Below are 23,003 nucleotides of genomic sequence, written 5' to 3'. Positions count from 1 at the left end.
GGGCTACAGTCCGATCTGCCGCGCGAAGTCACGGACGAGGTCCGTGACACCCGCGAGCCGGCCGTCGTCCCGCAGGTGCAGGGTGGCGTCCACCGGCGTCCCGGGGCTCGTGATGCCGCTCGACGGCGACGCGGAGAGCTCGGGGCTCTCGACGTCGACCGTGGTCTTCGCCTGCCCCTGGTCGTTGGTCTCGACGCTGACGCTCATCACGGTGCCCCGGATCGTCGTGTCGTTCGGGAGCACGAGGTCGACCGCGGCGCCGTTCCGGATCCGCCCGTAGTCCCGGGCCGTCACGATGAAGCTCGAGGTGACGAAGAGGCTGTCCTCCTTGTGGATCGTGCCGAGCTCGGAGCCGGCCTGCACGTATCCGCCGGTCTTCACGTCGACCTTGGCGACGGTGCCGGAGACCTCGGCCTTGAACGTGATGAAGCCGTCGGCGCCGATGTCGTACGCGCTCGTCTGCGTGTTCGCGCCCACGACGCCCTTCCGGATGTCCTGCGCGAGCTGGAGGCTCTGCACCTGCAGGAGCTGGTCGCCCTTCCGGACGGTGTCGCCCTCCTCGACGTACTCCTCGGTGACGGTCCCGCCGTAGTCGGTGCCGACGGCGTACTCCTGCGCGGCGATCGCCGCCGAGGTGCTCGCCACGGCGCTCTGCCGCTGGTTGAAGACGAGCGTGCACGCCGCCGCGACGACGAGCACCACGATGAGTCCCGCGAACAGCCGGAGTCGGTTCGTCCAGGTCATGCCGTCACCCCGTCCAGCATCGCGGTCAGCCGGTCCGTCACACGGTTCCGAGCCTGTTCGCGGAACGCGGCGATGATGAACGCGAGGAACACGAGGGTGTTCGTGGTGTTCCAGGCCGTCGCGAGCGTCAGCTGCCCGTTGTCGAGGTCACGCCAGACCGCCACGACGCTCGTCAACGCCAGGAACACGAACACGAGCACCTGCGGGACGATGAAGTTGAACGGGGAGGGCGTCCGACCACGGGAGGCACCGGTGACGTGCCACGCCTGTTCCTTGCCGCAGACGACGTTCCAGAGCGCGCTCGCGTAGATCGGGAACGAGACCGCGGCGAGCAGGAGCGTCTCGTACCGGAACGACCCGAGGGCGTAGAACGCGAGGAGCACCTGCGCGCCGTAGAAGCCGAGGTAGAACAGCACCCACTCGCCGGCCCCGATCGTCAGGTTCATCGGGCGCAGGTCGAAGTAGATCTCGAGCGGCGGCACGAGCAGGAGGAGCCCGGGGACGATGCCCGTCAGGTAGAAGCTCGCGGTGACGAGGTACTGCAGTCGCTGGTCCATCGTCAGCCGGTGCTTCGGGCGGAACGGGAAGTGGGTGAGCAGGATCTCGAAGCCGCCCGTGGCCCACCGGAGCTGCTGCTTGGTGAAGCCCTCGATGGTCTCCGGGGCGTCGCCGACGGCGAGGGTCATCGGGATGAAGACGGTCTTCCAGCCGCGCTCGTGGAGCATCAGGCTCGTCCAGACGTCCTCGGACTTCGAGTCGGTGTACATGCCGCCGATCTCGTCGATGGCCTCGCGGCGGAAGATGACGTTCGTCCCGACGCAGAACGCCGCGTTGAACCGGTTCCGGCCGGGCTGGATGAACCGGTAGAACACCGTCTGCATGTACCCGGCACCCCGCGAGACGAGGTTGTGGAGGTTGCCGTACGACTGCGGGGTCTGCACGAAGGCGATCCCGTCGTCGGCGAAGAACGGCACGGTCTCGAACAGGAAGTCCGGCTTCGGCACGAAGTCCGCGTCGAAGACCGCGAAGTAGTCGCCCTTGGCGAGCGTCAGCGCGTGGTTGATGTTGCCCGCCTTCGCGCCGTGCGACGAGAGCCGACGGACGTACCGGGCGCCGAGCTCCTCGGCGAGCGCCCGCACCTCGTCGCTCCGCCCGTCGTCGAGCACCCACGTGCGGTGCTCGCCGCGCATGGCCACCGCGGCCTGCACGGTCGCGGCCACCTTGGTGAGCTCCTCGCCGTAGACGGTGATGAAGACGTCGACGTCCACCCGGCGTCCGCGCACGTGCATCGGCCAGCGGTGGGGCTGGTCGGCGGCGCCGCTGCGGGCGATGGTGTCGCGGTCGAACAGGGTGTCCTGGGTGTGGTGGAACGCGAAGTCCCGGGGGTCGGAGCCGCCGGAGAGGATCGTCCACATGGACAGGAGCGCCTGCCCCACGAGCACGCTCTCGGCGACGATCACGAGTCCGTACGGCAGGAAGTCGCCCCGGTTCGCCGGGTCGAGGAGGAACACCGCGTACGCCATCACGCCGAGCGTGGCGACGAGCACGATGAGGACCATCACGGGGCTGTGCGCCCGGCTCTCGGCACGCGGTCGGACGTAGGGCACCGGCTCGGTCTGCCGGCGGCGTCGGGCGCGCTCGCGGTCGCGCGGCGTGAGCGGGGCCGGGAGCTGGAAGTCGAAGGACTGCAGCTCGTCGGTCGCCTCTGGTGCTCGGAGTGGCGTCGGGGTACGACGAACGTCGGGTGGTGCGGACATGGCGTGGTCTCCTGTCGGGTTCGGAGAGGACTCACGCGTGGTCGAGCGCAGGCGCCGACGCATCGTGAGACGGGCGTCGGCGGCTGCGGCGACATGGATCCGGACCCTCGGGAGGTCCGGCCGGCGAGGGACTAGGGATCCTGCGCCGGCGGTGCTCGCGACCGTGGGTGCGGTCGCGGTGTTCGCTGTTTCGTGTCGTGGTGCGGTCGTGCTGTCGACGGCCCGTCGCCGTCGGTGTTGCGAGCGTAGGTCCGACGGTGGTGCTGGTTCGTGACGAACGTGTGAACAAGTCTCGGGGGCGGCGATCGTGCGGTTTCCCGCAAGCGGCCGCCCCCGACGCGACGTCAGGCCGCGGAGCGTCCCGCGGCGGGGCGTCGGCGCAGGGTGGCGTCGAGCACGGCCGGCGGCTGGTACTGCTGGTCGAGCCGTCCGACGTCGGTGCCCGGCGGGACGATCGCGTCGATGCGGTCGAGGACCTCGTCGGAGAGCACCACGTCGGCGCCGGCGAGCAGGTCGTCGAGTTGTTCCACGGAACGCGGGCCGATCAGGGCGCTCGTGACGCCGGGGTGCGCGATCGCGAAGGCCATCGCGAGGTGGGTCATCCGGATGCCGGTCTCCTCGGACAGTGCGACCACCTGTTCCACGGCGTCGATCCGTCGCTCGTCGCGGTTGTGCCGGAACATGGTCGCGCGGGCGAGGTCGGTGTCCTGCCCCTTCCGGAAGCGGCCGGTCAGCATGCCCCCGGCGAGGGGGCTCCACACGAGGGACCCCATGCCGTACCGCTGGACGACCGGGAGGACCTCGCGCTCGATGCCGCGGTTGAGGATCGAGTACGTGGGCTGCTCCGTCCGGAAGCGCTCGAGCCCGCGGCGCTCCGACGTCCACTGCGCCTCGACCTGCATCGACGCGGGGAAGTCCGAGCTGCCGATCGCCCGGACCTTGCCGCTGCGGATCAGGTCGGTCAGGGCGGACAGGGTCTCCTCGAGGTCGACCGTGTCGTCGGGTCGGTGCGCCTGGTACAGGTCGATGTGGTCGGTGCGCAGGCGCCGCAGCGACCCCTCGACGGCCTGCGTGATCCACCGCCGGGAGTTGCCGCGCCGGTTCGGGTCGTCGCCCATCGGGCCGTTGAACTTGGTGGCGATGACGACGTCGTCCCGGCGGCCGGCGAGCGCCTTGCCGAGCAGTTCCTCGGAGCCGCCCTGCGAGTAGCGGTCGGCGGTGTCGATGAAGTTGATGCCCGCGTCGAGTGCGCGGTGGACGATGCGGATCGAGTCCTGCTCGTCGCCGTTGCCGATGCTGCCGTCGGTGCCGAGCATCATGGCGCCGAGGGCGAAGGGGCTGACCTGGATGCCGGTGCGGCCGAGGGTGCGGTACTGCATGTGCGGTTCCTCCTGTCGATGGCGTTCCGGGTGTCGGTGCCGTATCGTGGCCCGAAGTGGAACGCTCTTCCGGAACTATACGGAACGGCTTTCCGTTTACGCAAGAGGAGGACTCCGTGCGCGCCGACGCCCGACGCAATGCCGACGCCCTGACCGACGCCGCCAAGGCCGTCTTCGCGACCGACGGGGTGGACGCCCCCGCGAAGCTGATCGCGGACCGGGCCGGGGTCGGCGTCGGCACGCTGTACCGACGGTTCCCGCAGCGCTCGGACCTCGTCGTCGCGGTGTTCCAGCGGGCGGTCGAGTCGACGGCGTCCGCCGCGGACGAGCTCGCCGCCGCGCACGCTCCCGACGAGGCGCTCGCCCTGTGGCTGCAGCGGTTCACCGAGTTCGTCGCGACGAAGCGCGGGCTCGCCGCCGCCCTGCACTCGGGCGACCCGGCGTTCGAGGCGCTGCCGGACTACTTCCTCGCGCGGCTCGGTGGCGCCCTCGGTGGGCTCCTCGAGGCCGCGGCGGCCGCGGGGACGATCCGCCCCGACGTCGACGCGCAGCAGCTCCTGCACGCGGTGGCCGACCTGTGCCACGGGGCTCCGACGATCGAGCAGAGCCAGCTGCTCGTCGGGCTGCTCGTGGACGGGCTCCGCTACCGCGCGACGGCCTGACCGGCGGGGTGGAGCCGCTCGGCCGCGGTCGCCTGGACGGCCTCGGTCACGCGCTCGAGCAGCGGTGAGGCCAGGTTCCAGCGCTGCCACCAGAGCGACACGTCCGCCCGACGCCCGGGAGTGAGCTCGACGAGGTCGCCCCGGTCGAGGGCATCGAGGCACTGGGCCTCCGGCAGCATCCCCCAGCCGAAGCCGAGCGACACCGCACGGGCGAAGTCCGCCGAGGTCGGGACGAAGTGCCGCGGCCCGGACGGCGCGTGGCCGAGCACCCGCCGCAGGTACCCCTGCTGCAGGTCGTCGTCGCGGTCGTAGTCCACGAGGGGCACCCGGTCGAGGAGCCGTGTCATCCGCTGCTCGCTGTCGACACCCGGCAGGTACCGGGCGACGAACGACGGGGAGGCGACTGCCCGGTACCGGTCGATCCCCAGCGGCACCGAGGAGCACCCCTGCACCGGCTCGGCCTCGGCCGTGACCGCCGCCATCACGGTGCCCGCGCGGAGGAGTTCGGCGGTGCGGTCCTGGTCCTCGCGGTGGAGGTCGAACACGACCTCGGTGTCGGCGCGCACGAGGGCGAGCGCGTCGAGGAACCAGGTGCCCAGCGAGTCGGCGTTCACCGCGAGCGGGATCGACGGGACGACCGAGTCGCCGCCGCCGAGCGCCCGGGTGGTCTCCTCGTCGAGCAACCGGGCCTGCCGTGCGTGGCGGAGGACGACCTCGCCGTCGGGGGTCGGGCGGACCGGCGTCGTCCGCTGCAGGAGCACCCGGCCCACCTGCTGCTCCATCGACTTGATCCGCTGCGACACCGCCGAGGGCGTGATCGACAGCGCTCTGGCCGCGGCGTCGAGCGTCCCGTGGTCGACCGCGGCGAGCAGGGTCTCGAGGTGTTCGCGCTGCAGTCGTGGCATGCAGCTGAGCTTACGCAGCATCAGGAACGTGAGCTGTCCTGAACGTGGCCGTCGCCGTACGGTCGGACCGTGACCACACTCCTCCCCCTGCTCGCCGGCCTCGGTACCGGGCTCGCGCTCATCGTGGCGATCGGTGTGCAGAACACGTACCTGCTCCGGCTCGCAGTGACCTCGTCGGTACGGGTCGTCGCGGCGGCGGTGGTGGTCTGCGCACTCTCGGACGCCGTGCTGATCCTCGCGGGGGTGCTCGGCGTCGGGGTCGTGGTGGAGCGGTTCCCGGTGGCGCTCGTGGTGATCCGCTTCGTCGGTGCGGCGTTCCTGGTGACCTACGGGGTGCTCGCGGCTCGTCGGGCGCTGTGGCCGTCCGGCGCGGCGATGCGGGTGGAGTCGGCGGCGACGGACGACGGCGTGCCGGTGGCGACCGCGGCGGTGGGACCGGCCACCTCGGCGACGGTGGGTGCGGGGCGGACGCGAACCGCGCCTCCTGGACCCCGACGAACCGACCGCGCCGTCGCCCTGCGCACCGCCGTCGTGACGATGCTCCTGTTCACGTGGGCCAACCCGCACGTCTACTTGGACACCCTCGTGTTCCTCGGGTCCGTCGCGAACCAGCAGGGGCCGGCGGAGCGGTGGTGGTGGACGGTGGGGGCGGTCCTCGCGAGTTGCCTGTGGTTCGGCGCGCTCGGGTTCGGCGGACGGCTGCTGCGACCGTTGTTCGCGAAGCCGCTGACGTGGCGCGTCTTCGACGGGCTCGTCGCGCTCGTCATGCTCGGGTTCGGCGCGGCGCTCGCACTGGGCGCCTGACGCGGCGCGCGGCGACTGGCCGCGCCCACGACCGCGTGGAAACACGTTTCCGACACCGAACCAGCCCCCGCGCGTGGTTCGGTGTCGGAAACGCGGTTCGACCCGCCCGCCGCGCCAGAGCCAGCGCGCCCGCCCGCGCTACTGCAGCCCCTTGCCCACCCGGCTGTTGCGACGGCTGTACCCGAAGTAGATCGCGAACCCGACCACGAGCCAGATGACGAACCGGAGCCACGTCTCGACCTCGAGGTTCAACATCAACCAGAAGCACAGCACCGCCGAGACGATCGGCAGCACCGGCGACCACGGCACCCGGAAGGCACGCGGCGCGTCGGGCCGCGAACGACGGAGCACGATGATCCCGATCGACACGAGCACGAACGCGGACAGGGTGCCGATGTTGATCATGCCCTCGAGCTTGTCGACCGCGGTGAAGCCGGCGAGCAGCGCGACGACGACACCCGCGACGACCTGGACGCGCACCGGCGTCTGCGTCTTCTCGTTCGTCTTCGAGAACCAGCGCGGCAGCAGGCCGTCACGGCTCATCGCGAAGACGATGCGGGACAGGCCGAGCAGCAGCACCATGACGACCGTCGTCAGACCGATCAGGGAGCCGATCGCGATGATGCCGGCGGCCCACGGCAGCCCGACGATGTCGAAGGCCGACGCCAGCGACGGCGTCTTCTCCTCGGCCAGGCGCTGGTACGACACCATGCCCGTGATGACGACGCTGACGCCGACGTAGAGCAGCGTCACGATGCCGAGGCCGATGAAGATGCCGCGCGGCAGGGTCTTCTGCGGGTTCTCGGTCTCCTCGGCGCTGGTCGCGACGACGTCGAAGCCGATGAACGCGAAGAACACGAGGGAGGCCGCGGCGAGCAGGCCGAAGACGCCGTACTGGGCGGGCTCCGAGCCCGTGAACCAGGACACGAGCGACTGGGTCCAGACGCTCCCCTCCGAACCGCGGGCGGGCGACGCCGGCGGGATGAAGGGGGTGAAGTTCGCGGCCTTGACGAAGAACGCACCGGCGACGATGACGAACACGACGATGGCGACCTTGATGACCGTGATGACGGCCGAGACCCGCGACGACAGGCGGGTGCCGAACGCGAGCAGCACCGTGAAGATGCCGACGATCAGGACCGGGCCCCAGGTGAACGGGATCGGCCCGAGCTGGATCGTGCTCGGCAGGTCGACGCCGAACACCTCGAACGCGGTGCTGAGGTAGATGCCCCAGTACTTCGCGATGACGGCGCTGGCGGTGAGGGTCTCGAGGATGAGGTCCCACCCGACGATCCAGGCGAGCAGCTCGCCCATCGTGGCGTAGGTGAACGTGTACGCGGAGCCGGCGACGGGGATCGTCGAGGCGAACTCGGCGTAGCACATGATCGCGAGGCCGCAGGTGACGGCGGCGAGCAGGAACGAGATGATGACGCCTGGTCCGGCGAAGTTCGCGGCGGCGTTCGCACCGACCGAGAAGATGCCGGCGCCGACGGCGACCGCGATCCCCATCGCGGCGATGTCGAACGTCTTCAGGGAGCGTTTCAGGGACCGGCCCTGCTCCTCGGAGTCGGCCAGTGAGGCCTCGATCGACTTGATGCGGAGCTTCTGTGCCATGGGGTGGATCCCGTCATCGGCTGGCGGCGGACCCCGCGACATTACTGGTGTACCACCCCGACACGCAAACACCGCGGACGGGTGTGGCCCGGCAGCGCGGCCTGCGACAGCGCGTGGTCCGGGGCCCCGGGAGGCGCGGCTCGGCTCAGACGGACCGGCGCCAGTCCGACAGGAACCGCGCTCCGGCGTCGTCGTGGATCACGCCGTCGGGTGCCGTGAGCACCGGGTAGGGCGTCGCCGGGACCCCGTCGGACGGGCGGACGTCGACGTGCGCCACCTCGTGGCCGTTCGCGTGCAGCCAGTCCGCCATCGCGTAGTCGCTCCGGGAGTCGCCCATCGTCCGCCACGCCAGGGGCAGCTCGCCGTCCTGCGCGAGGAGCTCGAGCGACCGCTCGGCGCCCATGTCCTTGCCGCTGCGGTCGGACTCGACGTCGGTCGAGATGATCGTCGGGTCGATCCGCCACTGCACGGCACCGTCGGCGTCGGGGCGGACGTCGTCGAGCCGGCGGACCCCGAGTCCGCGGCGCTGGAGTGCGGCCATGGCCTTCGCGTCGAACTCCGGCTGGCGGGCGAGGTACGTGGCGTTCGGCACCTCGACGCGCTGCTCGATCGAGACCATCGCGCGCTTCGTCTCGTCGAAGAAGACCAGGTCGGCGTACTCGTCGCGGACGAGCTCGCGCATCTCGTCGGCGTAGTCCCGCGGCAGCGCCAGGTCCTCGGCGACGGTCAGCTCGCCCATGCCGCCCTCGTACTGCGGGCCGATCGAGCACCAGACGGCGCCCTTCTCGCACACGGCGTGCACGCGGCCGCCCGCGGCGAGACCGCCGGCGAGCAGGGGTCCGACGACCTCCTGCCGGATGAAGGCGTCGCTCCGCCCCGTGTTGAACACGACGGGGATGCCCTCGGCCGCGAGCGCGACGAGGTCCTCGATGATGCTCGGGATCGCGATGGTGCGCGAGACGGGGCTGGCGATGGGCCCGTCGACGTCGAGCAGGAGTCCGAGGCGAGGTGCGTTCACGACGACCATCCTTGCAGCCCCGGTGGTCAGCGCCGTGCGGCCGTCCGCGCGGTGAAGCGGTCGAGCAGCTGGCCGAGGGCCTCGGGCGCGGGCACGTGTCCCTGGCCCGGCACCTCGGCGTACTCCGACCCCGGGACGGCCTCGACGACCGCCCGGGCCGCCTGCCGCATCCACTCGAGGCCGTCACCACCGGCCGCGACGAGGACGGGCACGCCCACGGCTGCGGCCACCCGCTCGGGGATCGCGAGACCGTTGAGGACCCGGACGTCACGGCTCAGCACGTGCGCGTCGACGACGAGGGACCGCCACAGCGCACCCTTCAACCGGAGTGCGGTGATCTGGCCCATGGGGACGCCGAGGACGTGCGCGAGGAACGCCCGGACGGCCTGGGCGCGACGCCCGACCGCGACGTGCTCGTCGAGGACGTCCGCGAAGACGACGTCGTCGGCGTGCGGATCAACGGTGGCGCGGTAGGGCGGCTCCCAGAGCACGGCGGCGTCGAGTCGGACCCCGCCCGCGAGGCCGTGCAGCACCACGCCCGCGCCCACGCAGAGGCCGACCGCCGTGACGGGACCCTCGACGTCGGCGACGACGGCCGCGAGGTCCTCGACCTCGCGCTCGATCGCCCACGGGTCGGTGTCGCCGCTCGCGCCGCGGCCGCGTCGGTCGTAGGTGATGACCCGGTAGCGGTCCTGCAGGGCCGCGGTCAGGCCGGTGACGAACGGGGTGCCGTGGTGGTCGAACGCCCCGCCGACGACGACGAGCGCGGGGCCGGTCCCGGCGTCGGACACGGCGAGCACCGTGCCGTCCGCGGAGACGACCGTGCGGTCGACGTGCTGGTCCATGGGGTCCTCGAAGGTGGGTCGACCGCGGTGCGCCGCTGGCGCGCGTGGGGTCCTTCGGGTCTGGTCCTTGGCGGGTCGGTTGTGTCGAGCATGACAGCCCCGTGGCCCCGCGTCGACACCCGCAACCAGGGGGAGAACGCCGGTCCGGCCGCTCTCGACTCAGACGAGTGCCGTCGTGCCCACCGACTCCCGCTCGAGCAGGGACCGCTTCACGTCGAGCCCCCACGCGAAGCCGCCGAGCGTGCCGTCGGTCCGCAGCACGCGGTGGCACGGCACGAACAGCGCCGGGGCGTTCCGCGCACACACGCTCGCCGCGGCCCGGACGGCGTCGGGTCGCCCCATCGCGGCGGCGAACCCGGTGTAGGTCAACGTCCCGCCGGCGGGGATCAGTCGGAGCTGCCGCCAGCCCTCGGCGAAGAGCTCGGTGCCGAACTGGCGCACCGGCACCTGCATCGCGTGCTCGACCTCGCCCGCGTAGAACGCGTCGACGGCGTCCGCCGAGGCCACCCGGCCGTCGACCACGCGTTCCGGTCGGTGCCGGTCGGCGAGGCGCGCGAGGATGCGCTCCGCGTCGTCCGTCCAGCCCGAGGCGAGGACACGACCCTCGGTGTCCTCGAGCACGGTGAAGGGGCCGTCGGGGGTGTCCAGCGTCTGGATCGTCGCATCGGTCATCGTTCGTCCTTCCGGGCGGCCGGAGCCGCGGTCGTGTGGGTCGCACCGGTCGTCGCCGTCGCGCGGTCGATGATCGGTCGCCAGCAGTGCATCGTGAGGTAGCTCCGCCACGGCGCCACCTGCTCCGACCATAGGGAGAGCTCGCGCGCCGAACCGGGCAGACCGAGTTCCTGTGCACCGTTGCGCACCGCGAGGTCGCTGTGGAGGAAGACGTCCGGGTGGTGGCGGACGCGGAGCGCGACGTAGTCGGCGGTCCAGGGCCCGATGCCCTTCACCGCGAGGAGTCCGGCGCGCAGCTCGTCGAGCGACTGCCCGCCGTCGACCACGAGCGACCCGTCGGCGAGCGCGGCGGCCACCCGGAGGATCGTGTCGACGCGGGCAGCCGGGCCACGGAGCACCTCGTGCCCGCGGGCCGCGATGACGGCGGCGGACGGGAACAGCAGGCCGTCCGGCGCGATCGCGGACGGCACGGGCGCACCGAGCGCCGCGACCAACCGCGTCTGCGCCGTCCGGGCCGCGGCGACGGACACCTGCTGGCCGATGAGGGTCCGGAAGACGATCTCGTGCGGGTCCACGGCGCCGGGCAGCCGGATGCCGGGGACCCGGGCGACGGCGTCGGCCAGCTCGGGCACCGCGCCGAGCACGGCGTCGACGGCTTCCGGATCGGCGTCGAGGTCGAAGTACGAGCGCACCCGCGCCACGAGTGTCGGGAGGTCGGAGAGGTCCGTGACCCGCACCCGCAGCTCGATCCCGGTCCCCCGACCGGCCGCCCCGGGGACGGCGGCCGACGCGCTGAACCAGGCCGCGCCTCCTGGCAGGTCGAGCACCCGTCCGTACGACGTGACCCGCCCCGTGTCGTCGACCTCCACCTGCTCAGTGCCCGCCAGGGCGTGCAGCGCGTGCCAGTCGAGGAGCCCCTGCGCGTCGAAGGGCGCCCGCGCCGGCAGGTGCACGTGCAGCGCCCCGTCCGCGACCGGTCGGAGCGTGCGGCGTGCGCGGAGCTCGGTCGGCGTGACCGCGAAGACCTCGCGCACGGTCTCGTTGAACTGGCGGACGCTCGCGAACCCGGCGGCGAACGCGACGTCCGCGACGGGCAGGTCGGACGAGGTGAGCAGCGTCCGCGCGGTCTGTGCGCGGTGCGCCCGGCTGAGCGCCTTGGGTCCGGCGCCGAGCTCGGCGGTCATGATGCGGTTGAGCTGCCGCTCGGAGTACCCGACGCGGGCGGCGAGGCCGGGCACGCCGTCGCGTTCGACGACGCCGTCGAGGACGAGGCGCATGGCGCGTCCGGCGACGTCCTCGCGGAGGTCCCACTCGGGGCTGCCCGGTGTGGCCTCGGGCAGGCAGCGCTTGCAGGCGCGGAAGCCGGCGAGGTGCGCGGCGGCGCTGGTGCGGTAGAAGGTGACGCCGGACTCCCGGGGCGTCCGGGCCGGGCACGACGGGCGGCAGTAGATGCCGGTGGAGTGCACGGCGGTGACGAACTGCCCGTCGAACCGGGCATCGCGGGAGGCGACGACCCGGTAGCGCTCGGCGTGCAGTGTGTCTGGTGCGGTGGACATGCCCACAGCCTGACACGGCGCACCGACATCGACTGGCGGAAATCAGACAGGGCAGCGGACGTCCGTCGGTGCGGGAACGGCGGCCTGGAGGCGCGGCTAGCGTGGGCTGCGTGACCCTGGTGGACGACGTGGCCGGCTCCGGCGACCTGCCCTGCCGGACCGACGTCGAGATCGCGCTGCTGCTGGTGTCCCGGCGGCACCGGTACGAGGGGCGACCGGCGGACGGGGCGCTGCCCGCCGTGGACGGCGAGCCGGACGACCTGCGCGAGCGCGTCGAGCTGCGCGCGGGACTCGGGATCGTCGGCGACCGGTACTTCGCGTCGCGGGCGCACGTGCACGCCTCGGTGACCGTGATCGGTCTCGAGGGGCTCGACGCCGTCGCCGCCGAACTCGGTGCGGCCGTCGACCCGGTCGCGACCCGGCGGAACGTGTTCCTCCGCGGGGTGGACGTCGAGGCGCTCCGGGGCCAGCCGTTCGCGCTCGACTCCGGGCAGGGGGTGGTCCGCTTCCGCGGATACCGGCCGGCGAACCCGTGCGCCTGGATGGACCACGAGGTGGCCCCGGGGGCGTTCCGGGCGATGCGCGGGCGGGGCGGGGTGCGGTGCGACCCGGAGTCCGACGGCGTCCTCGCCCTCGGTCCCGCGGTGCTCCGCACAACCCGCCCCGTCGCGCTCCCCTGACGCGCCGGCGCGCTCGGGGCGCCGAGACTCGGACCCGCGGACTCTTTCGCGCTGCCGCAGCCCACGCCGAGTCCGCCGAGCCGAGACTCGGCCCAGCCTCCTACGCGGTCAGTGCGGACTCGATCGCGTCGACGAACGCCGGCAGGTCGTCCGGGTTCCGCGAGGTGATGAGCCCGCCGTCGACCTGGACCTCCTGGTCGACCCACTCGGCCCCGGCGTTCCGCACGTCGGTCTGCAGCGACGGGAACGACGTGATCGTCTTCCCCGACACGACGCCGGCCTCGATGAGGGTCCACGGCCCGTGGCAGATCGCGGCGACCGGCTTGCCGGCCTCCGCGAACGCCTGCACGAGGGAGACCGCCTGCTGGTCGGTGCGGAGGGTGTCGGCGTTGATCGTGCCCCCGGGGACGACGAGCGCGTCGAACGAGCCGGCGTTGACACCGGCGATGGTGGTGTCCGGGTCGACGTTCTTGCCCGGGTCCTTGTCGCCGACGAGGGTCGCGATCGCCCCGGTCTCCTGCGCCGCCACCGTCACGGTCGCGCCGCGCTCGCGGAGCTGGTCGATCGGGACGACGATCTCGTCCTGCTCCACGCCGTAGTTCGTCGCGATGACGAGGATCTTCTTGCCGTCGAGTGCTGCCATGGTCGTTCCTTCCGCGGCCCGGTCGTTCCGGCCGCACGACCAGCGTCGTCGGGGAGCGCTGGAAGCGTCCGCAGGTGGACAGCCGTGGGCGGCGGTCGGGTCAGCCGCGGATGCGGAAGGCCGTTCCCTCGCGCTCCACGGAGATGCCGTCGTAGCCGCCCACTCGGTACAGTCCCGCGGTGACGTCGGCCTCGAGCGTCCCCACGACGACCGTGGTCGCCCCGGAGGCGATGGCGGCCTCGAGCCCGGCGGGTGCGTCCTCGAAGGCCACGCAGTCGGCGGCGTCGACACCGAGCAGTGCCGCACCGCGCAGGTACCCGTCCGGGTGCGGCTTGCCGTGCTCGACGTCCTCGGAGGCGACGAGCGCCTCGGGCACGTGCACCCCGGCGGCCTGCATCCGCTCCACCGCGAGGTCGCGGGGCGCACTCGTGACGATCGCGACCGGCACCCCGGCGTCGACCAGGCGGGACACGAACGCCCCGGCGCCCGGGACCTCCGAGATGCCCTCGGTGCTCTCGCGCTCCTCGGCGACGAGCCCGGCAGCGATCCGCAGCTGCTCGTCGTGGTCGAGGTCGGGCAGGAAGCGCTGGATCGTGCTGATCGCCTGACGACCGTGCGAGAAGGCGAGGATCTCCGCGGGGTCGATGCCGTGCTCGACACCGAACCGGGTCCAGGTCGCCTCGACCACCGCGGTCGAGTCGACGAGCGTCCCGTCCATGTCGAAGAGGACCCCGGACGCCACGATGTCGATCACGCGCCCGACCCTAGCGTGCCGCCCCGGTCACTCGCCGGGGTCGGGCGCCCGTACGTACCGGGTGAGCAGCACTCCGTCACGCCCGAGGAGCACGTGGGCCGGCCGGAAGCGCCGGAGGTCGGGCGAACCGCCGTGGGTGATGCGTGGGCCGGCGCCACCCTCGAGCGACGGGTCGACCGTCAGCGTGAGTTCGTCCACGAGGTCCGCCGCCACGAGCGCCCCGAAGAACGTCGGTCCGCCCTCGCAGTGCACCGTGCCGAGGCCGCGCGACACCAGGGCGTCCCGCAGGGCGACGGGGTCGACCGTGTCCGGGTCGTCGTCGGAGCTGCACGGCACGACGTCCGCGACCGCCGCGAGCGCCGCGGCCCGGGGCGACGACGCTGCGGTCGTCGAGGTGAGGACGATCGGACGCACCGGCGCCTCGGTGAACACCCGGGACGCCGGGTCGAGGGACAGCGAGCCCGAGACGATCGCGAACACCGGGTGGTCGGGCAGCCCGTGTGCCCGACGCCACGCCACGTCGGCGTCGTGCAGCACCATCGGCCCGTAGCCCTCGTCACGGACGGTCCCCGCGGCCACCAGCACCGCGTCGGCCACCCGGCGCAGCAGGTCGAACACGCGCAGGTCGTCCGGCCCGCCGAGCGAACCCGAGACCCCGTCGCCCGCGGCCGTCGCCGAGCCGTCGAGCGTCGTCACGAAGTTCACGCGCAGCCAGGGTGCGACCGCCCCCGCCGTGTACAGCTCGAGCAGCTCGTCGTCGGACAGGTCGGCGATCGACGGCGGGAGGACGCTCACGTGTTGTGCCGCGCTTCCACCGGTGCCCGCCAGCCGAGCGTCGCCTCGACCATGCGCATCGCGTCCACACTCTCGGCGACGTCGTGCATCCGGACGACCCGCGCGCCGAGCATCGCGCTCACGGTCGCGACCGCCAACGACCCGGCCAGTCGCTCACCGCGGGGACGCCCGAGGGACTCCCCCACGAAGTCCTTGTTCGAGACCGCCGCGAGCACCGGGTAGCCGAGCGCGACCACCTCGGGCAGGCGTCGGGTGAGCTCGAGCGTGTGCACCGTGTTCTTGTTGAGGTCGTGCCCCGGGTCGACGACGATCCGCGACTCCGGGATGCCCGCCGCGAGGGCCCGGTCGACCCGCTCGCGCAGGAACCCGACGACCTCGGTCGTCACGTCGCCGTACTGCGGCGGGGCCGGCAGCGGACGACGGGGCTCCGCCAGCGAGTGCGTGACCACGATCGTCGCGTCGGAGTCCGCCACGACGGCCGCCATCCGGGGGTCGGACAGCCCGGTCGTATCGTTCACCACGCTCGCGCCGGCCTCGATCGCCGCTGCCGCGACCTCGGGCCGGAAGGTGTCGACGCTGATCGCCACGTCGGACTCCTGCGCGAGCTGCCGGACGACGGGGACGACGCGGTCGATCTCGTCGGCGGCGGGCAGCTCCGGCCCCGGCGCGAACTTCACGCCGCCGATGTCGACCCAGTCCGCGCCCTGCTCGGCCGCGTGCACGGCGGCCTCGACGGCACGGTCGAGTGCGAACGTCGCGCCGCGGTCGTGGAACGAGTCGGGCGTGCGGTTCACGATCGCCATGACGGCGATGCGGTGGTCGAAGTCGAAGGTCCGGCGGCCGATGGTGCGCACGGGCTCGCGCAGGTCGGGGACGACCCACCCGGGTGCGGTGGCAGCAGGGCCCTGAAGGCGCGACCCGCCTCGCTCGGTCGTCACGCGTCCGCCCCGCGGCCGGCTCCGACGTCCGCGCCTGCACCGATCAGGGCGATCGCCTCGGCCCGACCGGCGGCCTCGGCCAGGGTGCCGGTCGCCGCCACGGTCACGGTCGTCGACCCGGTCTGCCGCTCCCCACGGGTCGTCACGCACTGGTGCTGCGCGTCGAGGACCACGAGGACGCCGGCGGCCCCGAGCCCCTCGGCGATGGTCGCCGCGACCTGCTCGCCGAGCCGCTCCTGCAGCTGCGGACGGGAGGCCACCGCGTCGAGTACGCGCGACAGCGTGCCGAGGCCGATGAGCCGGTCCCCCGGCGCGTACGCGAGGTGCGCCACACCGAGGAACGGGAGCAGGTGGTGCTCGCAGACGGACCGGAACTTCACGTCGCGCACGATGACGAGCTGCCCGCGGTCGCCCGGTTCGGCGTGGACCGTGCCGTCGCGGGCGATCGCCACCGCGTCCGTCCCGATGCCGGAGAAGAACTCGGCGTACGACTCGGCCACACGAGCGGGCGTGCGGGCGAGTTCCGCGCGGTCGGGATCCTCGCCGATCGCGAGCAGGAGCTCCCGCACGGCGGACTCGATGCGCGCACGGTCCAGACGTTGGTTCACCCGTCCATCCAACACCAGCCCTGGCCGCAGAACGCGACCGGCCACCGGGGGTGACGTACCCCGTCGAGGCGAGCCGCGCCTCCAGGAAATCCCCTGGAAGGAAGCTGTGACGTGCCGGAAACCCAGCGCCCTTTAAGCTTGTTCGGTGAGCGCCCCGCAGACCGACACCACGCCCCGGAACCGCTTCGCGACCGGCCTCGACCGCTTCTTCTCCATCACGCACCGCGGATCGACGATCCCCCGCGAGATCCGGGGCGGCCTCGTCTCCTTCGTGACGATGGCCTACATCGTCATCCTCAACCCGCTCATCCTCGGTGGGTTCAGCCAGGACCAGGCGCCGCAGGACGTCCTCGGCGGCTGGCTGCAAAACGCCCAGGTCGCCGCGGCCACCGGACTCGTCGCCGGGCTCATGACGATCGCGATGGGCCTCATCGCGAACCTGCCGTTCGGCATCGCCGCGGGGCTCGGGATCAACTCGTTCCTCGCCGTCAGCGTCGTGCACCAGGTCACCTGGGCCGAGGCGATGGGCCTCGTCGTCATCAACGGCGTCGTGATCGTGATCCTGGCGTTGACCGGCATCCGGACGATGATCTTCACGGCCGTGCCCGCCCAGCTCAAGGCGGCCATCACCGTCGGCATCGGCCTCTTCATCGCGTTCATCGGCCTGGTCGACTCCGGGTTCGTCCGCACCACGAAGAACGCCTCCCCGCCGCTGCAGCTCGGCGAGGACGGCTCCATCGCAGCACTGCCGACCATCGTCTTCCTGATCGGCCTCGTCATCATCGGCACGCTGATGGCCCGCAAGGTCCGGGGCGCCCTGCTCATCGGCATCGTGGCGACCACGGTCATCGCGATCATCCTGCAGGCGATCTTCAAGGTGCCGACCTCGGTCGACTCGCCCACCGGCTGGAACCTCAACGCGCCGGGGCTGCCCTCCGCGCTGTTCGCCGTGCCGGACCTGTCGCTCGTCGGCCACGCGGACGTCTTCGGCGCCTTCACCCGCATCGGTCCCATCGCCGCGTCGATGCTCGTCTTCACCCTCGTCTTCACGAACTTCTTCGACGCCATGGGCACGATGACAGGCCTCGCGAAGGCCGCCGGTGTCGCGAACCCCGACGGCACCTTCCCGCGCCTGAAGTCGGCGCTCGTCGTCGAGGGTGCCGGTGCCATCGCGGGTGGTGGCGCCTCGGTGTCGTCGAACACCGTGTTCATCGACTCCGCCGCCGGCATCGGCGAGGGCGCCCGGACCGGCATGGCCTCCGTCGTCACCGGTCTGCTGTTCCTGGCGTCGATGTTCCTCACGCCGCTGACGCAGGTCGTCCCGCTCGAGGTCGCCGCCGCCGGGCTGGTGGTCGTCGGTGCGCTCATGGTGGCGCAGGTGAAGGACATCGACTGGACCGACTTCGGGGCGGCGCTGCCGGCGTTCCTGACGATCGTGATCATGCCGCTGACCTACTCGATCGCGAACGGCATCGGTGCGGGCTTCATCAGCTGGGTGCTCATCAAGCTGCTGTCCGGTCGTGGCCGTCAGGTGTCGTGGCTGCTGTACGTCGTGGCGGCGGGCTTCCTGCTGTACTTCGCGCGGGGGCCGCTCGAGGTGCTGCTCGGCGTCGGCTGAGGCGCGGCGCGGGCGCGCTGCGCGGCGCGGCGCGCTTGCGTTCGCTCGCGTTTCGCACAACGAAAGTCGCCCCGAACCACGGACAGTCGTGGTTCGGGGCGACTTTCGTTGTGCGCGGGCGCAGGGCCCGGGAGGCGCGGCCTCAGTCCGCCAGGTCGGCCGGCGTCGCCTCGTGGTGGCGTCGGCCCCGGGAGCGCCGGTCCTCCTTCATGCCCGCCTCGAACAGGTGCTTCCGTCCCTGCACGAGCTCGTCCCGCGCGGTCCGTTCAAGCTCCTTCGCGAGGGCGTAGTACCCGTCGTCGTAGTCCTCGACGACCTGGAACGTCCACCGGCCGGCGATGACGTTGCGTCCGACGAGCTCCGAGTCGATGCGGTCCGCCAGCTCGGTGTGACCCGCGCCCCGGAGCTGCTCGACGGCCTCGCCGAGGTTCAGGTCCGCCATCCCGGTCAGTCGGTGGAAGCCGTAGAGCAGTCCGCGGGCGTGCTCGATCACCTCGACCGCTGCCGACAGGGTGCCGAGCGCCTCGACTGTGGCGTCCGAGACCCCCTCGGGCACGCGGTGCTGCTCGTCGGGGCCCTGTGCGTCGTCGTGCGGTGCGTCGTTCGTCATGGGTCCCGTCTACCGGACCGCTGCTCCCACCGCTCCGAGGTGCCGGGGTCGGCCGGGGGCGGTACGGTTCGGGCATGACCAGGTGGGTCGCGCTGCTGCGCGGGGTGAACGTCAACGGGATCACGATCAGGAGCGCCGAACTCGCGGCGCTGTTCCGAGAACGCGGCTACCAGGACGTCCGGACCGTCCTCGCCTCGGGGAACGTGGTGTTCGGCTCGGACGGCACGGCCGCCGCCCTGAAGACCGACATCGAGCAGTCGCTCCGGGACCGCTTCGGATACGACGCCTGGATCGTGCTCGTCCCCCACGACGACCTCGCCGCCGTCGTGGACGGCTTCCCGTTCCCAGCCGCCGAGGACCGCCACGACTACGTCGTGTTCGGCTCCGACGAGGACGCCCTCGACGACCTGCTGGCCGATCTCGAGGTCGACGAGTCCGTCGAGCGCGTTGCCCGAGGTGCGGGAGTCGTCTACTGGTCGTGCCCGAAGGGGTCGAGCACGGACACGGTGTTCGCGAAGCGGGCCGGTGCCGCACGCTTCAAGCGGACGACGACGACCCGCAACGCGAACACGCTCCGGAAGCTCCTGTGAGCCGGGGTGGTCTGCACCACGTCGAACTGCGCACCGCCGACCTCGACGCGTCCGGTCCCGCGTGGGACTGGCTCCTGACCGAGCTCGGCCACGAGCCCTTCCAGCGGTGGCCCGACGGGCGCAGCTGGCGGCTCGGCGACCTGTACGTCGTACTCGAGACCGCCCCGCTGCCGGGCGAGCACGATCGACGACGACCGGGCCTGAGCCACCTCGCGTTCCACGCCGGCGGCATCGACGACGTGGCCCGGATCTGGGCGGCCGCACCCGCGCACGGATGGCGACGCCTCTACGAGGACCGCCATCCGCACGCCGGCGGGCCGGACCACCACGCGGCGTTCCTCGAGGACGCCGAACGGTTCAAGGTCGAACTCGTCGCCGACTGAGCGGCGACGACCGGCCGCGGACAGCCACGGTCAGGACTGCGGAGGCTGCCCGTTGCTCGCGGTGGTGCCACCGTCGACCGGCAGGATCGCCCCGGTGATGAACGACGCCGCGTCACTCGCCAGGAACAGCACGGCCGCCGCGACCTCGTGCGCACGACCCGCGCGGCCGAGGGCGATCCGCTCCTCGAACTTCTCCTGCAGCTCCTCGTCCTCCGCCTGGTCCTGCGTGAGGTCCGTCCACACGAGCCCCGGCGCCACGGCGTTCACGCGGACGCCGAACTGCCCGTTGTCGAGCGCGGCGGCCTTGGTGAAGTTCGAGACCCCGCCCTTCGCCGCGTTGTAGGGGCTCATCCGCCAGTCCGCGTCCTCGCCGGACACCGACGAGGTGTTCACGATCGACCCCTTCGTGGCACGGAGGAACGGCAGCGCCGCGCGCGTGCCGTAGAACACGCTGGAGAGGTCGGTCTCGATCACGCGGTGCCACTCGTCCGGCGTGATGTCCGTGATGTCGCCGGAGCTGAAGGTACCGGCGTTGTTCACGAGCACGTCGATGCGGTCGAACCGCTCGATGGCCGTGTCGACGACCCGCTGCCAGTCGGCGGGGCTCGCGGCGTCGGCGTGGAGCGCCACCACCTGGTCGCTCGGCAGGCTGTCGCCGACCGCTCGCACCTTCTCGTCGACGCTGTCGGTCAGGACGACGGACGCGCCCTCGTCGACGAACGCCCGTACGGTCGCCTCGCCGATGCCGGACCCGGCACCCGTGACGATCGCCACCTTGCCCTCGAACCGGTTGCCCATGGTGTCTCCTCTCGTTGCACGATCCGTGCCCGGGGAGACGCCATCGGCCCGGCGGGGCACGGCGAGCCATGTTGCCCGCACCCGCCTGGGCGCGTCCGGAGGGACTCAGGCGGTCGCTTCGTCCGGCTCCAGGTCGCGGTCGAGCGAGATCGTCGGGATCGACGCCGTGATGACCGATCCGTCGGCACGGAGGGTGCCCTGGATGTCGGCCGTCGTCGGCGTGCGCCCGGACATCCGCGGGCCCTGGTGCGGCAGTGGCACGACGGTCGGCTCGCCGGCCGTGACGTCCCACTGCTGGTTGTGCACCCACGCCGTGAACCCGGAACCCGTCTCGACCGTGAAGGTCATGGCGTCCTGCTCGAGGTCGACGCGCACCCGTGACCCGCGCACGGTGAGCCGGTAGGTGATCCGCTCCCAGTCCTTCGGCAGCCGCGGGTTGAAGGTCATCCGGCCGCCGTGGTCCCGCATGCCGCCGAACCCGTTCACGACCGCGCCCCAGATGCCGCCCGTCGAGGCGATGTGCACCCCGTCGGTCGTGTTGCCGTGCAGGTCGGCGAGGTCGACGTACAGCGCCGTCTGGAAGTACTGCAGCGCGAGGTCGTGGTACCCGACCTCGGCCGCCATGATCGACTGCACGACGGCCGACAGTGTGGAGTCGCCCGTCGTGAGGGCGTCGTAGTAGTCGAAGTCGCGACGCTTCTCGGCAGCGGTGAACTCGTGCCCCTGCAGGAACAGCGCGAGCACGACGTCGGCCTGCTTGAGCACCTGGAACCGGTAGATCACCAGCGGGTGGTAGTGGAGCAGCAGCGGTCGCTTGCTCTCGGGGGTGTTGTCGAGGTCCCAGAGTTCCTTGTCGAGGAACTGGGCGTCCTGCGGGTGGATGCCACGGTGCGGATCGAACGGGATCTCCATCGACTCGGCCGCGTGCTCCCAGTCGGTGACCTCTTGCGCCTGCAACCCGGTCCGCCGCACCATGCGGTCGTACTCTTCCGGGTCGTCGGCTGCGAGCTCGCGGCAGGCGTTCACGGCGAACCACAGGTTCGCCCGCGCCATCACGTTCGTGTAGAGGTTGTCGTCGACGACCGTCGTGTACTCGTCGGGACCGGTGACGCCGTCGATGTGGAACTTCTTGTCGCCGTTCGACCGCCAGAACCCGAGGTCCTCCCACAGACGGGCGGTCTCGACGAGGATGTCGATCGCACCGCGCTTGAGGAATTCGCGGTCGTCCGAGGCGCGGACGTACTGCATGAGCGCATGCGCGATGTCCGCGTCGATGTGGTACTGCGCGGTGCCGGCGGCGTAGTAGGCGCTGGACTCCTCGCCGTTGATCGTCCGCCAGGGGAACAGCGCGCCGTGCTGGTTCAGCTCGCGGGCGCGGGACCGAGCTGCGTCGAGCATGTTGTAGCGGAACCGCAGGGCGTTCCGGGCGACGATCGGCGCCGTGTAGGACAGGAACGGCAGGACGTAGATCTCCATGTCCCAGAAGTAGTGGCCGCCGTACCCGGAGCCCGTGACGCCCTTCGCCGCGATGCCGTGCCCGTCGGTCCGGGCCGTGGCCTGGGCGAGCATGAACAGGTTCCACCGGACGGCCTGCTGGAGCGCGGGCTGCCCGACGATCTCGACGTCGCTCCGCGCCCAGAAGTCGTCCATCCACTCGGCCTGCCGCGCGAACGCGGCGTCGACGGACTCGGCACGCGAGCGATCGAGGGTCCGCTCGCAGCGGTCGGCGAGTTCGCGCGCCGGGACCCCGCGGGACGTGTGGTAGACCACGTGCTTCGTCAGGCGGATCGGCTGCCCGGCGCGCGCCTGCACGCGGTAGACGTGCTTCGCCAGGTCGTCCTCGATCGACGAGGACTCGTCCCAGCTGTTCTCGGTCTCGAGGTGGTGCTCGACGCCGACGCAGATCGTCATGCCCGAGCTCGCCGCCTGGTACCCGAGCAGCGAACGGCCGCCGGTGCTGCGCTTGAGCTTCGGCTCGAGCACCCGCTCGGTGAACGCCTCGGCCTTGCGCGGGTCGAACGCGTTCGCCGCCGCACGCATCCCCGCGTGGTACTCGTCCTGCACGTCCTGCCGGTTGAGGATCTGGCTCGACAGCAGGATCGAGGCGTCCGCGTCGAGCACGGTCACCTCGTAGTCGATGACCGCCAGGTGCCGGTCGGTGAAGGACACCAGCCGCCGCGACCGGATGAGGACGCGCTTGCCCGAGGGCGTCGACCACTCGGTCTCGCGGAACAGGTACCCGCCCCGGAAGTCGAGCCGCCGGGTGTGCCGGAGGATGTCCGCCTCGGCCAGGACGAGCGGTTCGTCGTCGACGTACAGGCGGATCACCTTGGCGTCGGGCGCGTTGATGATCGTCTGCCCGGTCTTCGCGAAGCCGAAGGCGTCCTCGGCGTGGCGGATCGGCCAGGTCTCGTGGAAGCCGTTGATGTACGTGCCGTACTGCACGCCGCCACGACCCTCGTCGAGGTTGCCGCGCAGGCCCAGGTACCCGTTGCCGACGGCGAAGTTCGCCTCGGCGACGCCCTGCTCGTCGGGCGCGTACTCGGTCTCGACGAGGGCCCACTCGTCGATCGGGTAGCGGACGCGGTCCAGCGGGTCGGAGGTGATGGGGTTCATGGTGCTCCGTGGGG

General features: G+C 71.9%; 23 protein-coding genes. 6 read left to right on the top strand and 17 right to left on the bottom strand.

Annotated features, from left to right (window positions below; all coding sequences use genetic code 11):
• Nucleotides 1-3 precede the first annotated feature (3 nt).
• The 3 genes from J2X60_RS03755 to J2X60_RS03745 all read right to left on the bottom strand — a co-directional run bounded on the left by J2X60_RS03755 (nucleotide 4) and on the right by J2X60_RS03745 (nucleotide 3,880).
• Complete coding sequence (locus J2X60_RS03755) at nucleotides 4-744, bottom strand: HlyD family efflux transporter periplasmic adaptor subunit (RefSeq protein ID WP_309886552.1); 741 nt, start codon at nucleotides 742-744, stop codon at nucleotides 4-6.
• The gene (locus J2X60_RS03750) at nucleotides 741-2,501 is read right to left on the bottom strand and encodes a glycosyltransferase (protein ID WP_071295185.1); all 1,761 of its coding nucleotides are present in this window, start codon (nucleotides 2,499-2,501) and stop codon (nucleotides 741-743) included. The genes J2X60_RS03755 and J2X60_RS03750 overlap by 4 nt, the downstream gene beginning before the upstream one ends.
• Nucleotides 2,502-2,845: 344 nt before the next feature.
• The gene (locus tag J2X60_RS03745) at nucleotides 2,846-3,880 is read right to left on the bottom strand and encodes an aldo/keto reductase (protein WP_070417638.1); all 1,035 of its coding nucleotides are present in this window, start codon (nucleotides 3,878-3,880) and stop codon (nucleotides 2,846-2,848) included.
• Between the two features lie 116 nt (nucleotides 3,881-3,996).
• Here J2X60_RS03745 and J2X60_RS03740 point away from each other — a divergent pair, with 116 nt between their 5' ends.
• Nucleotides 3,997-4,542 carry a helix-turn-helix domain-containing protein gene (locus J2X60_RS03740; protein WP_309886551.1) on the top strand — a complete coding sequence of 182 codons (546 nt, stop codon included), beginning with the start codon at nucleotides 3,997-3,999 and terminating at the stop codon, nucleotides 4,540-4,542.
• Here J2X60_RS03740 and J2X60_RS03735 read toward each other — a convergent pair.
• The gene (locus tag J2X60_RS03735) at nucleotides 4,524-5,447 is read right to left on the bottom strand and encodes a LysR family transcriptional regulator ArgP (protein WP_309886550.1); all 924 of its coding nucleotides are present in this window, start codon (nucleotides 5,445-5,447) and stop codon (nucleotides 4,524-4,526) included. The two genes, J2X60_RS03740 and J2X60_RS03735, sit on opposite strands and share 19 nt — an antisense overlap.
• A 69-nt stretch (nucleotides 5,448-5,516) precedes the next feature.
• Between J2X60_RS03735 and J2X60_RS03730 the strand changes: the two genes are divergently transcribed.
• Nucleotides 5,517-6,251 (top strand): LysE family transporter, encoded by a 735-nt coding sequence (locus J2X60_RS03730; RefSeq protein ID WP_309886549.1) that lies wholly within the window; start codon nucleotides 5,517-5,519, stop codon nucleotides 6,249-6,251.
• 138 nt (nucleotides 6,252-6,389) lie between these two features.
• Here the strand turns inward: J2X60_RS03730 and J2X60_RS03725 are convergent, their stop codons facing one another.
• The 5 genes from J2X60_RS03725 to J2X60_RS03705 form a co-directional block, all read right to left on the bottom strand.
• The gene (locus J2X60_RS03725) at nucleotides 6,390-7,865 is read right to left on the bottom strand and encodes an amino acid permease (RefSeq protein ID WP_070417635.1); all 1,476 of its coding nucleotides are present in this window, start codon (nucleotides 7,863-7,865) and stop codon (nucleotides 6,390-6,392) included.
• A 145-nt stretch (nucleotides 7,866-8,010) separates the two neighbouring features.
• Nucleotides 8,011-8,892 carry a hypothetical protein gene (locus tag J2X60_RS03720; protein ID WP_070417634.1) on the bottom strand — a complete coding sequence of 294 codons (882 nt, stop codon included), beginning with the start codon at nucleotides 8,890-8,892 and terminating at the stop codon, nucleotides 8,011-8,013.
• Between the two features lie 17 nt (nucleotides 8,893-8,909).
• Entirely contained in the window at nucleotides 8,910-9,728 is an 819-nt protein-coding gene (locus J2X60_RS03715) for an alpha/beta fold hydrolase (protein WP_229085572.1), read from the bottom strand.
• Nucleotides 9,729-9,887: 159 nt separating this feature from the next.
• Nucleotides 9,888-10,400, bottom strand: coding sequence for a methylated-DNA--[protein]-cysteine S-methyltransferase (locus tag J2X60_RS03710; RefSeq protein WP_070417632.1), 513 nt, complete (start codon nucleotides 10,398-10,400; stop codon nucleotides 9,888-9,890).
• Nucleotides 10,397-11,956 (bottom strand): AlkA N-terminal domain-containing protein, encoded by a 1,560-nt coding sequence (locus tag J2X60_RS03705; protein WP_309886548.1) that lies wholly within the window; start codon nucleotides 11,954-11,956, stop codon nucleotides 10,397-10,399. The genes J2X60_RS03710 and J2X60_RS03705 overlap by 4 nt, the downstream gene beginning before the upstream one ends.
• A gap of 110 nt (nucleotides 11,957-12,066) precedes the next feature.
• Here J2X60_RS03705 and J2X60_RS03700 point away from each other — a divergent pair, with 110 nt between their 5' ends.
• Complete coding sequence (locus J2X60_RS03700; RefSeq protein ID WP_309886547.1) at nucleotides 12,067-12,636, top strand: MOSC domain-containing protein; 570 nt, start codon at nucleotides 12,067-12,069, stop codon at nucleotides 12,634-12,636.
• 100 nt (nucleotides 12,637-12,736) lie between these two features.
• Here J2X60_RS03700 and J2X60_RS03695 read toward each other — a convergent pair whose 3' ends face one another.
• The 5 genes from J2X60_RS03695 to folE all read right to left on the bottom strand — a co-directional run bounded on the left by J2X60_RS03695 (nucleotide 12,737) and on the right by folE (nucleotide 16,374).
• Entirely contained in the window at nucleotides 12,737-13,279 is a 543-nt protein-coding gene (locus J2X60_RS03695) for a type 1 glutamine amidotransferase domain-containing protein (protein WP_092385362.1), read from the bottom strand.
• Nucleotides 13,280-13,379: 100 nt separating this feature from the next.
• The gene (locus J2X60_RS03690) at nucleotides 13,380-14,033 is read right to left on the bottom strand and encodes an HAD-IA family hydrolase (RefSeq protein ID WP_071302454.1); all 654 of its coding nucleotides are present in this window, start codon (nucleotides 14,031-14,033) and stop codon (nucleotides 13,380-13,382) included.
• A gap of 27 nt (nucleotides 14,034-14,060) precedes the next feature.
• Nucleotides 14,061-14,828, bottom strand: a complete 768-nt coding sequence (locus J2X60_RS03685; RefSeq protein ID WP_309886546.1) for a pyrimidine reductase family protein — start codon at nucleotides 14,826-14,828, stop codon at nucleotides 14,061-14,063.
• Nucleotides 14,825-15,766 (bottom strand): dihydropteroate synthase, encoded by a 942-nt coding sequence (folP, locus tag J2X60_RS03680; protein WP_309886545.1) that lies wholly within the window; start codon nucleotides 15,764-15,766, stop codon nucleotides 14,825-14,827. The genes J2X60_RS03685 and folP overlap by 4 nt, the downstream gene beginning before the upstream one ends.
• Nucleotides 15,763-16,374, bottom strand: a complete 612-nt coding sequence (gene folE / locus J2X60_RS03675) for a GTP cyclohydrolase I (protein WP_309777440.1) — start codon at nucleotides 16,372-16,374, stop codon at nucleotides 15,763-15,765. The genes folP and folE overlap by 4 nt, the downstream gene beginning before the upstream one ends.
• 145 nt (nucleotides 16,375-16,519) lie before the next feature.
• Here folE and J2X60_RS03670 point away from each other — a divergent pair, with 145 nt between their 5' ends.
• Nucleotides 16,520-17,992: an NCS2 family permease gene (locus tag J2X60_RS03670; RefSeq protein WP_071295179.1), complete on the top strand. Its 1,473-nt coding sequence runs from the start codon at nucleotides 16,520-16,522 to the stop codon at nucleotides 17,990-17,992.
• A gap of 142 nt (nucleotides 17,993-18,134) precedes the next feature.
• Here the strand turns inward: J2X60_RS03670 and J2X60_RS03665 are convergent, their stop codons facing one another.
• A complete protein-coding gene (locus tag J2X60_RS03665; RefSeq protein ID WP_309886544.1) occupies nucleotides 18,135-18,602 on the bottom strand; it encodes a hypothetical protein in 468 nt (155 codons plus the stop codon).
• A 74-nt stretch (nucleotides 18,603-18,676) separates the two neighbouring features.
• Between J2X60_RS03665 and J2X60_RS03660 the strand changes: the two genes are divergently transcribed.
• Together J2X60_RS03660 and J2X60_RS03655 are read left to right on the top strand one after the other, a co-directional pair.
• The gene (locus tag J2X60_RS03660; RefSeq protein WP_261646728.1) at nucleotides 18,677-19,192 is read left to right on the top strand and encodes a DUF1697 domain-containing protein; all 516 of its coding nucleotides are present in this window, start codon (nucleotides 18,677-18,679) and stop codon (nucleotides 19,190-19,192) included.
• Complete coding sequence (locus tag J2X60_RS03655) at nucleotides 19,189-19,575, top strand: VOC family protein (protein WP_309886543.1); 387 nt, start codon at nucleotides 19,189-19,191, stop codon at nucleotides 19,573-19,575. Before J2X60_RS03660 ends, J2X60_RS03655 begins: the two co-directional genes overlap by 4 nt.
• A 30-nt stretch (nucleotides 19,576-19,605) precedes the next feature.
• On the opposite strand, the gene J2X60_RS03650 is transcribed toward J2X60_RS03655, so the two are convergent.
• Together J2X60_RS03650 and J2X60_RS03645 are read right to left on the bottom strand one after the other, a co-directional pair.
• Nucleotides 19,606-20,373 (bottom strand): SDR family NAD(P)-dependent oxidoreductase, encoded by a 768-nt coding sequence (locus tag J2X60_RS03650; protein ID WP_309886542.1) that lies wholly within the window; start codon nucleotides 20,371-20,373, stop codon nucleotides 19,606-19,608.
• 105 nt (nucleotides 20,374-20,478) lie between these two features.
• Nucleotides 20,479-22,989: a glycosyl hydrolase family 65 protein gene (locus tag J2X60_RS03645; protein ID WP_309886541.1), complete on the bottom strand. Its 2,511-nt coding sequence runs from the start codon at nucleotides 22,987-22,989 to the stop codon at nucleotides 20,479-20,481.
• Between the last annotated feature and the right edge of the window lie 14 nt (nucleotides 22,990-23,003).

This window comes from Curtobacterium sp. 320 (genome assembly GCF_031455235.1).
In the GTDB taxonomy this organism is placed as follows: Bacteria; Actinomycetota; Actinomycetes; order Actinomycetales; family Microbacteriaceae; genus Curtobacterium.
The sequence above is the reverse complement of the archived record's forward strand: the minus strand, read 5'-3'. Positions and strand labels throughout refer to the sequence as shown.

Excerpts from the sequence above, each read along its gene's own strand:
- J2X60_RS03650 (WP_309886542.1), bottom strand. The coding sequence starts at position 20,373 with ATGGGCAACCGGTTCGAGGGCAAGGTGGCGATCGTCACGGGTGCCGGG.
- J2X60_RS03725 (WP_070417635.1), bottom strand. The coding sequence starts at position 7,865 with ATGGCACAGAAGCTCCGCATCAAGTCGATCGAGGCCTCACTGGCCGAC.
- J2X60_RS03745 (WP_070417638.1), bottom strand. The coding sequence starts at position 3,880 with ATGCAGTACCGCACCCTCGGCCGCACCGGCATCCAGGTCAGCCCCTTC.
- J2X60_RS03720 (WP_070417634.1), bottom strand. The coding sequence starts at position 8,892 with ATGGTCGTCGTGAACGCACCTCGCCTCGGACTCCTGCTCGACGTCGAC.
- J2X60_RS03735 (WP_309886550.1), bottom strand. The coding sequence starts at position 5,447 with ATGCCACGACTGCAGCGCGAACACCTCGAGACCCTGCTCGCCGCGGTC.
- J2X60_RS03755 (WP_309886552.1), bottom strand. The coding sequence starts at position 744 with ATGACCTGGACGAACCGACTCCGGCTGTTCGCGGGACTCATCGTGGTG.
- J2X60_RS03715 (WP_229085572.1), bottom strand. The coding sequence starts at position 9,728 with ATGGACCAGCACGTCGACCGCACGGTCGTCTCCGCGGACGGCACGGTG.
- J2X60_RS03710 (WP_070417632.1), bottom strand. The coding sequence starts at position 10,400 with ATGACCGATGCGACGATCCAGACGCTGGACACCCCCGACGGCCCCTTC.
- J2X60_RS03665 (WP_309886544.1), bottom strand. The coding sequence starts at position 18,602 with ATGACGAACGACGCACCGCACGACGACGCACAGGGCCCCGACGAGCAG.
- J2X60_RS03695 (WP_092385362.1), bottom strand. The coding sequence starts at position 13,279 with ATGGCAGCACTCGACGGCAAGAAGATCCTCGTCATCGCGACGAACTAC.
- J2X60_RS03660 (WP_261646728.1), top strand. The coding sequence starts at position 18,677 with ATGACCAGGTGGGTCGCGCTGCTGCGCGGGGTGAACGTCAACGGGATC.
- J2X60_RS03645 (WP_309886541.1), bottom strand. The coding sequence starts at position 22,989 with ATGAACCCCATCACCTCCGACCCGCTGGACCGCGTCCGCTACCCGATC.
- J2X60_RS03750 (WP_071295185.1), bottom strand. The coding sequence starts at position 2,501 with ATGTCCGCACCACCCGACGTTCGTCGTACCCCGACGCCACTCCGAGCA.
- J2X60_RS03705 (WP_309886548.1), bottom strand. The coding sequence starts at position 11,956 with ATGTCCACCGCACCAGACACACTGCACGCCGAGCGCTACCGGGTCGTC.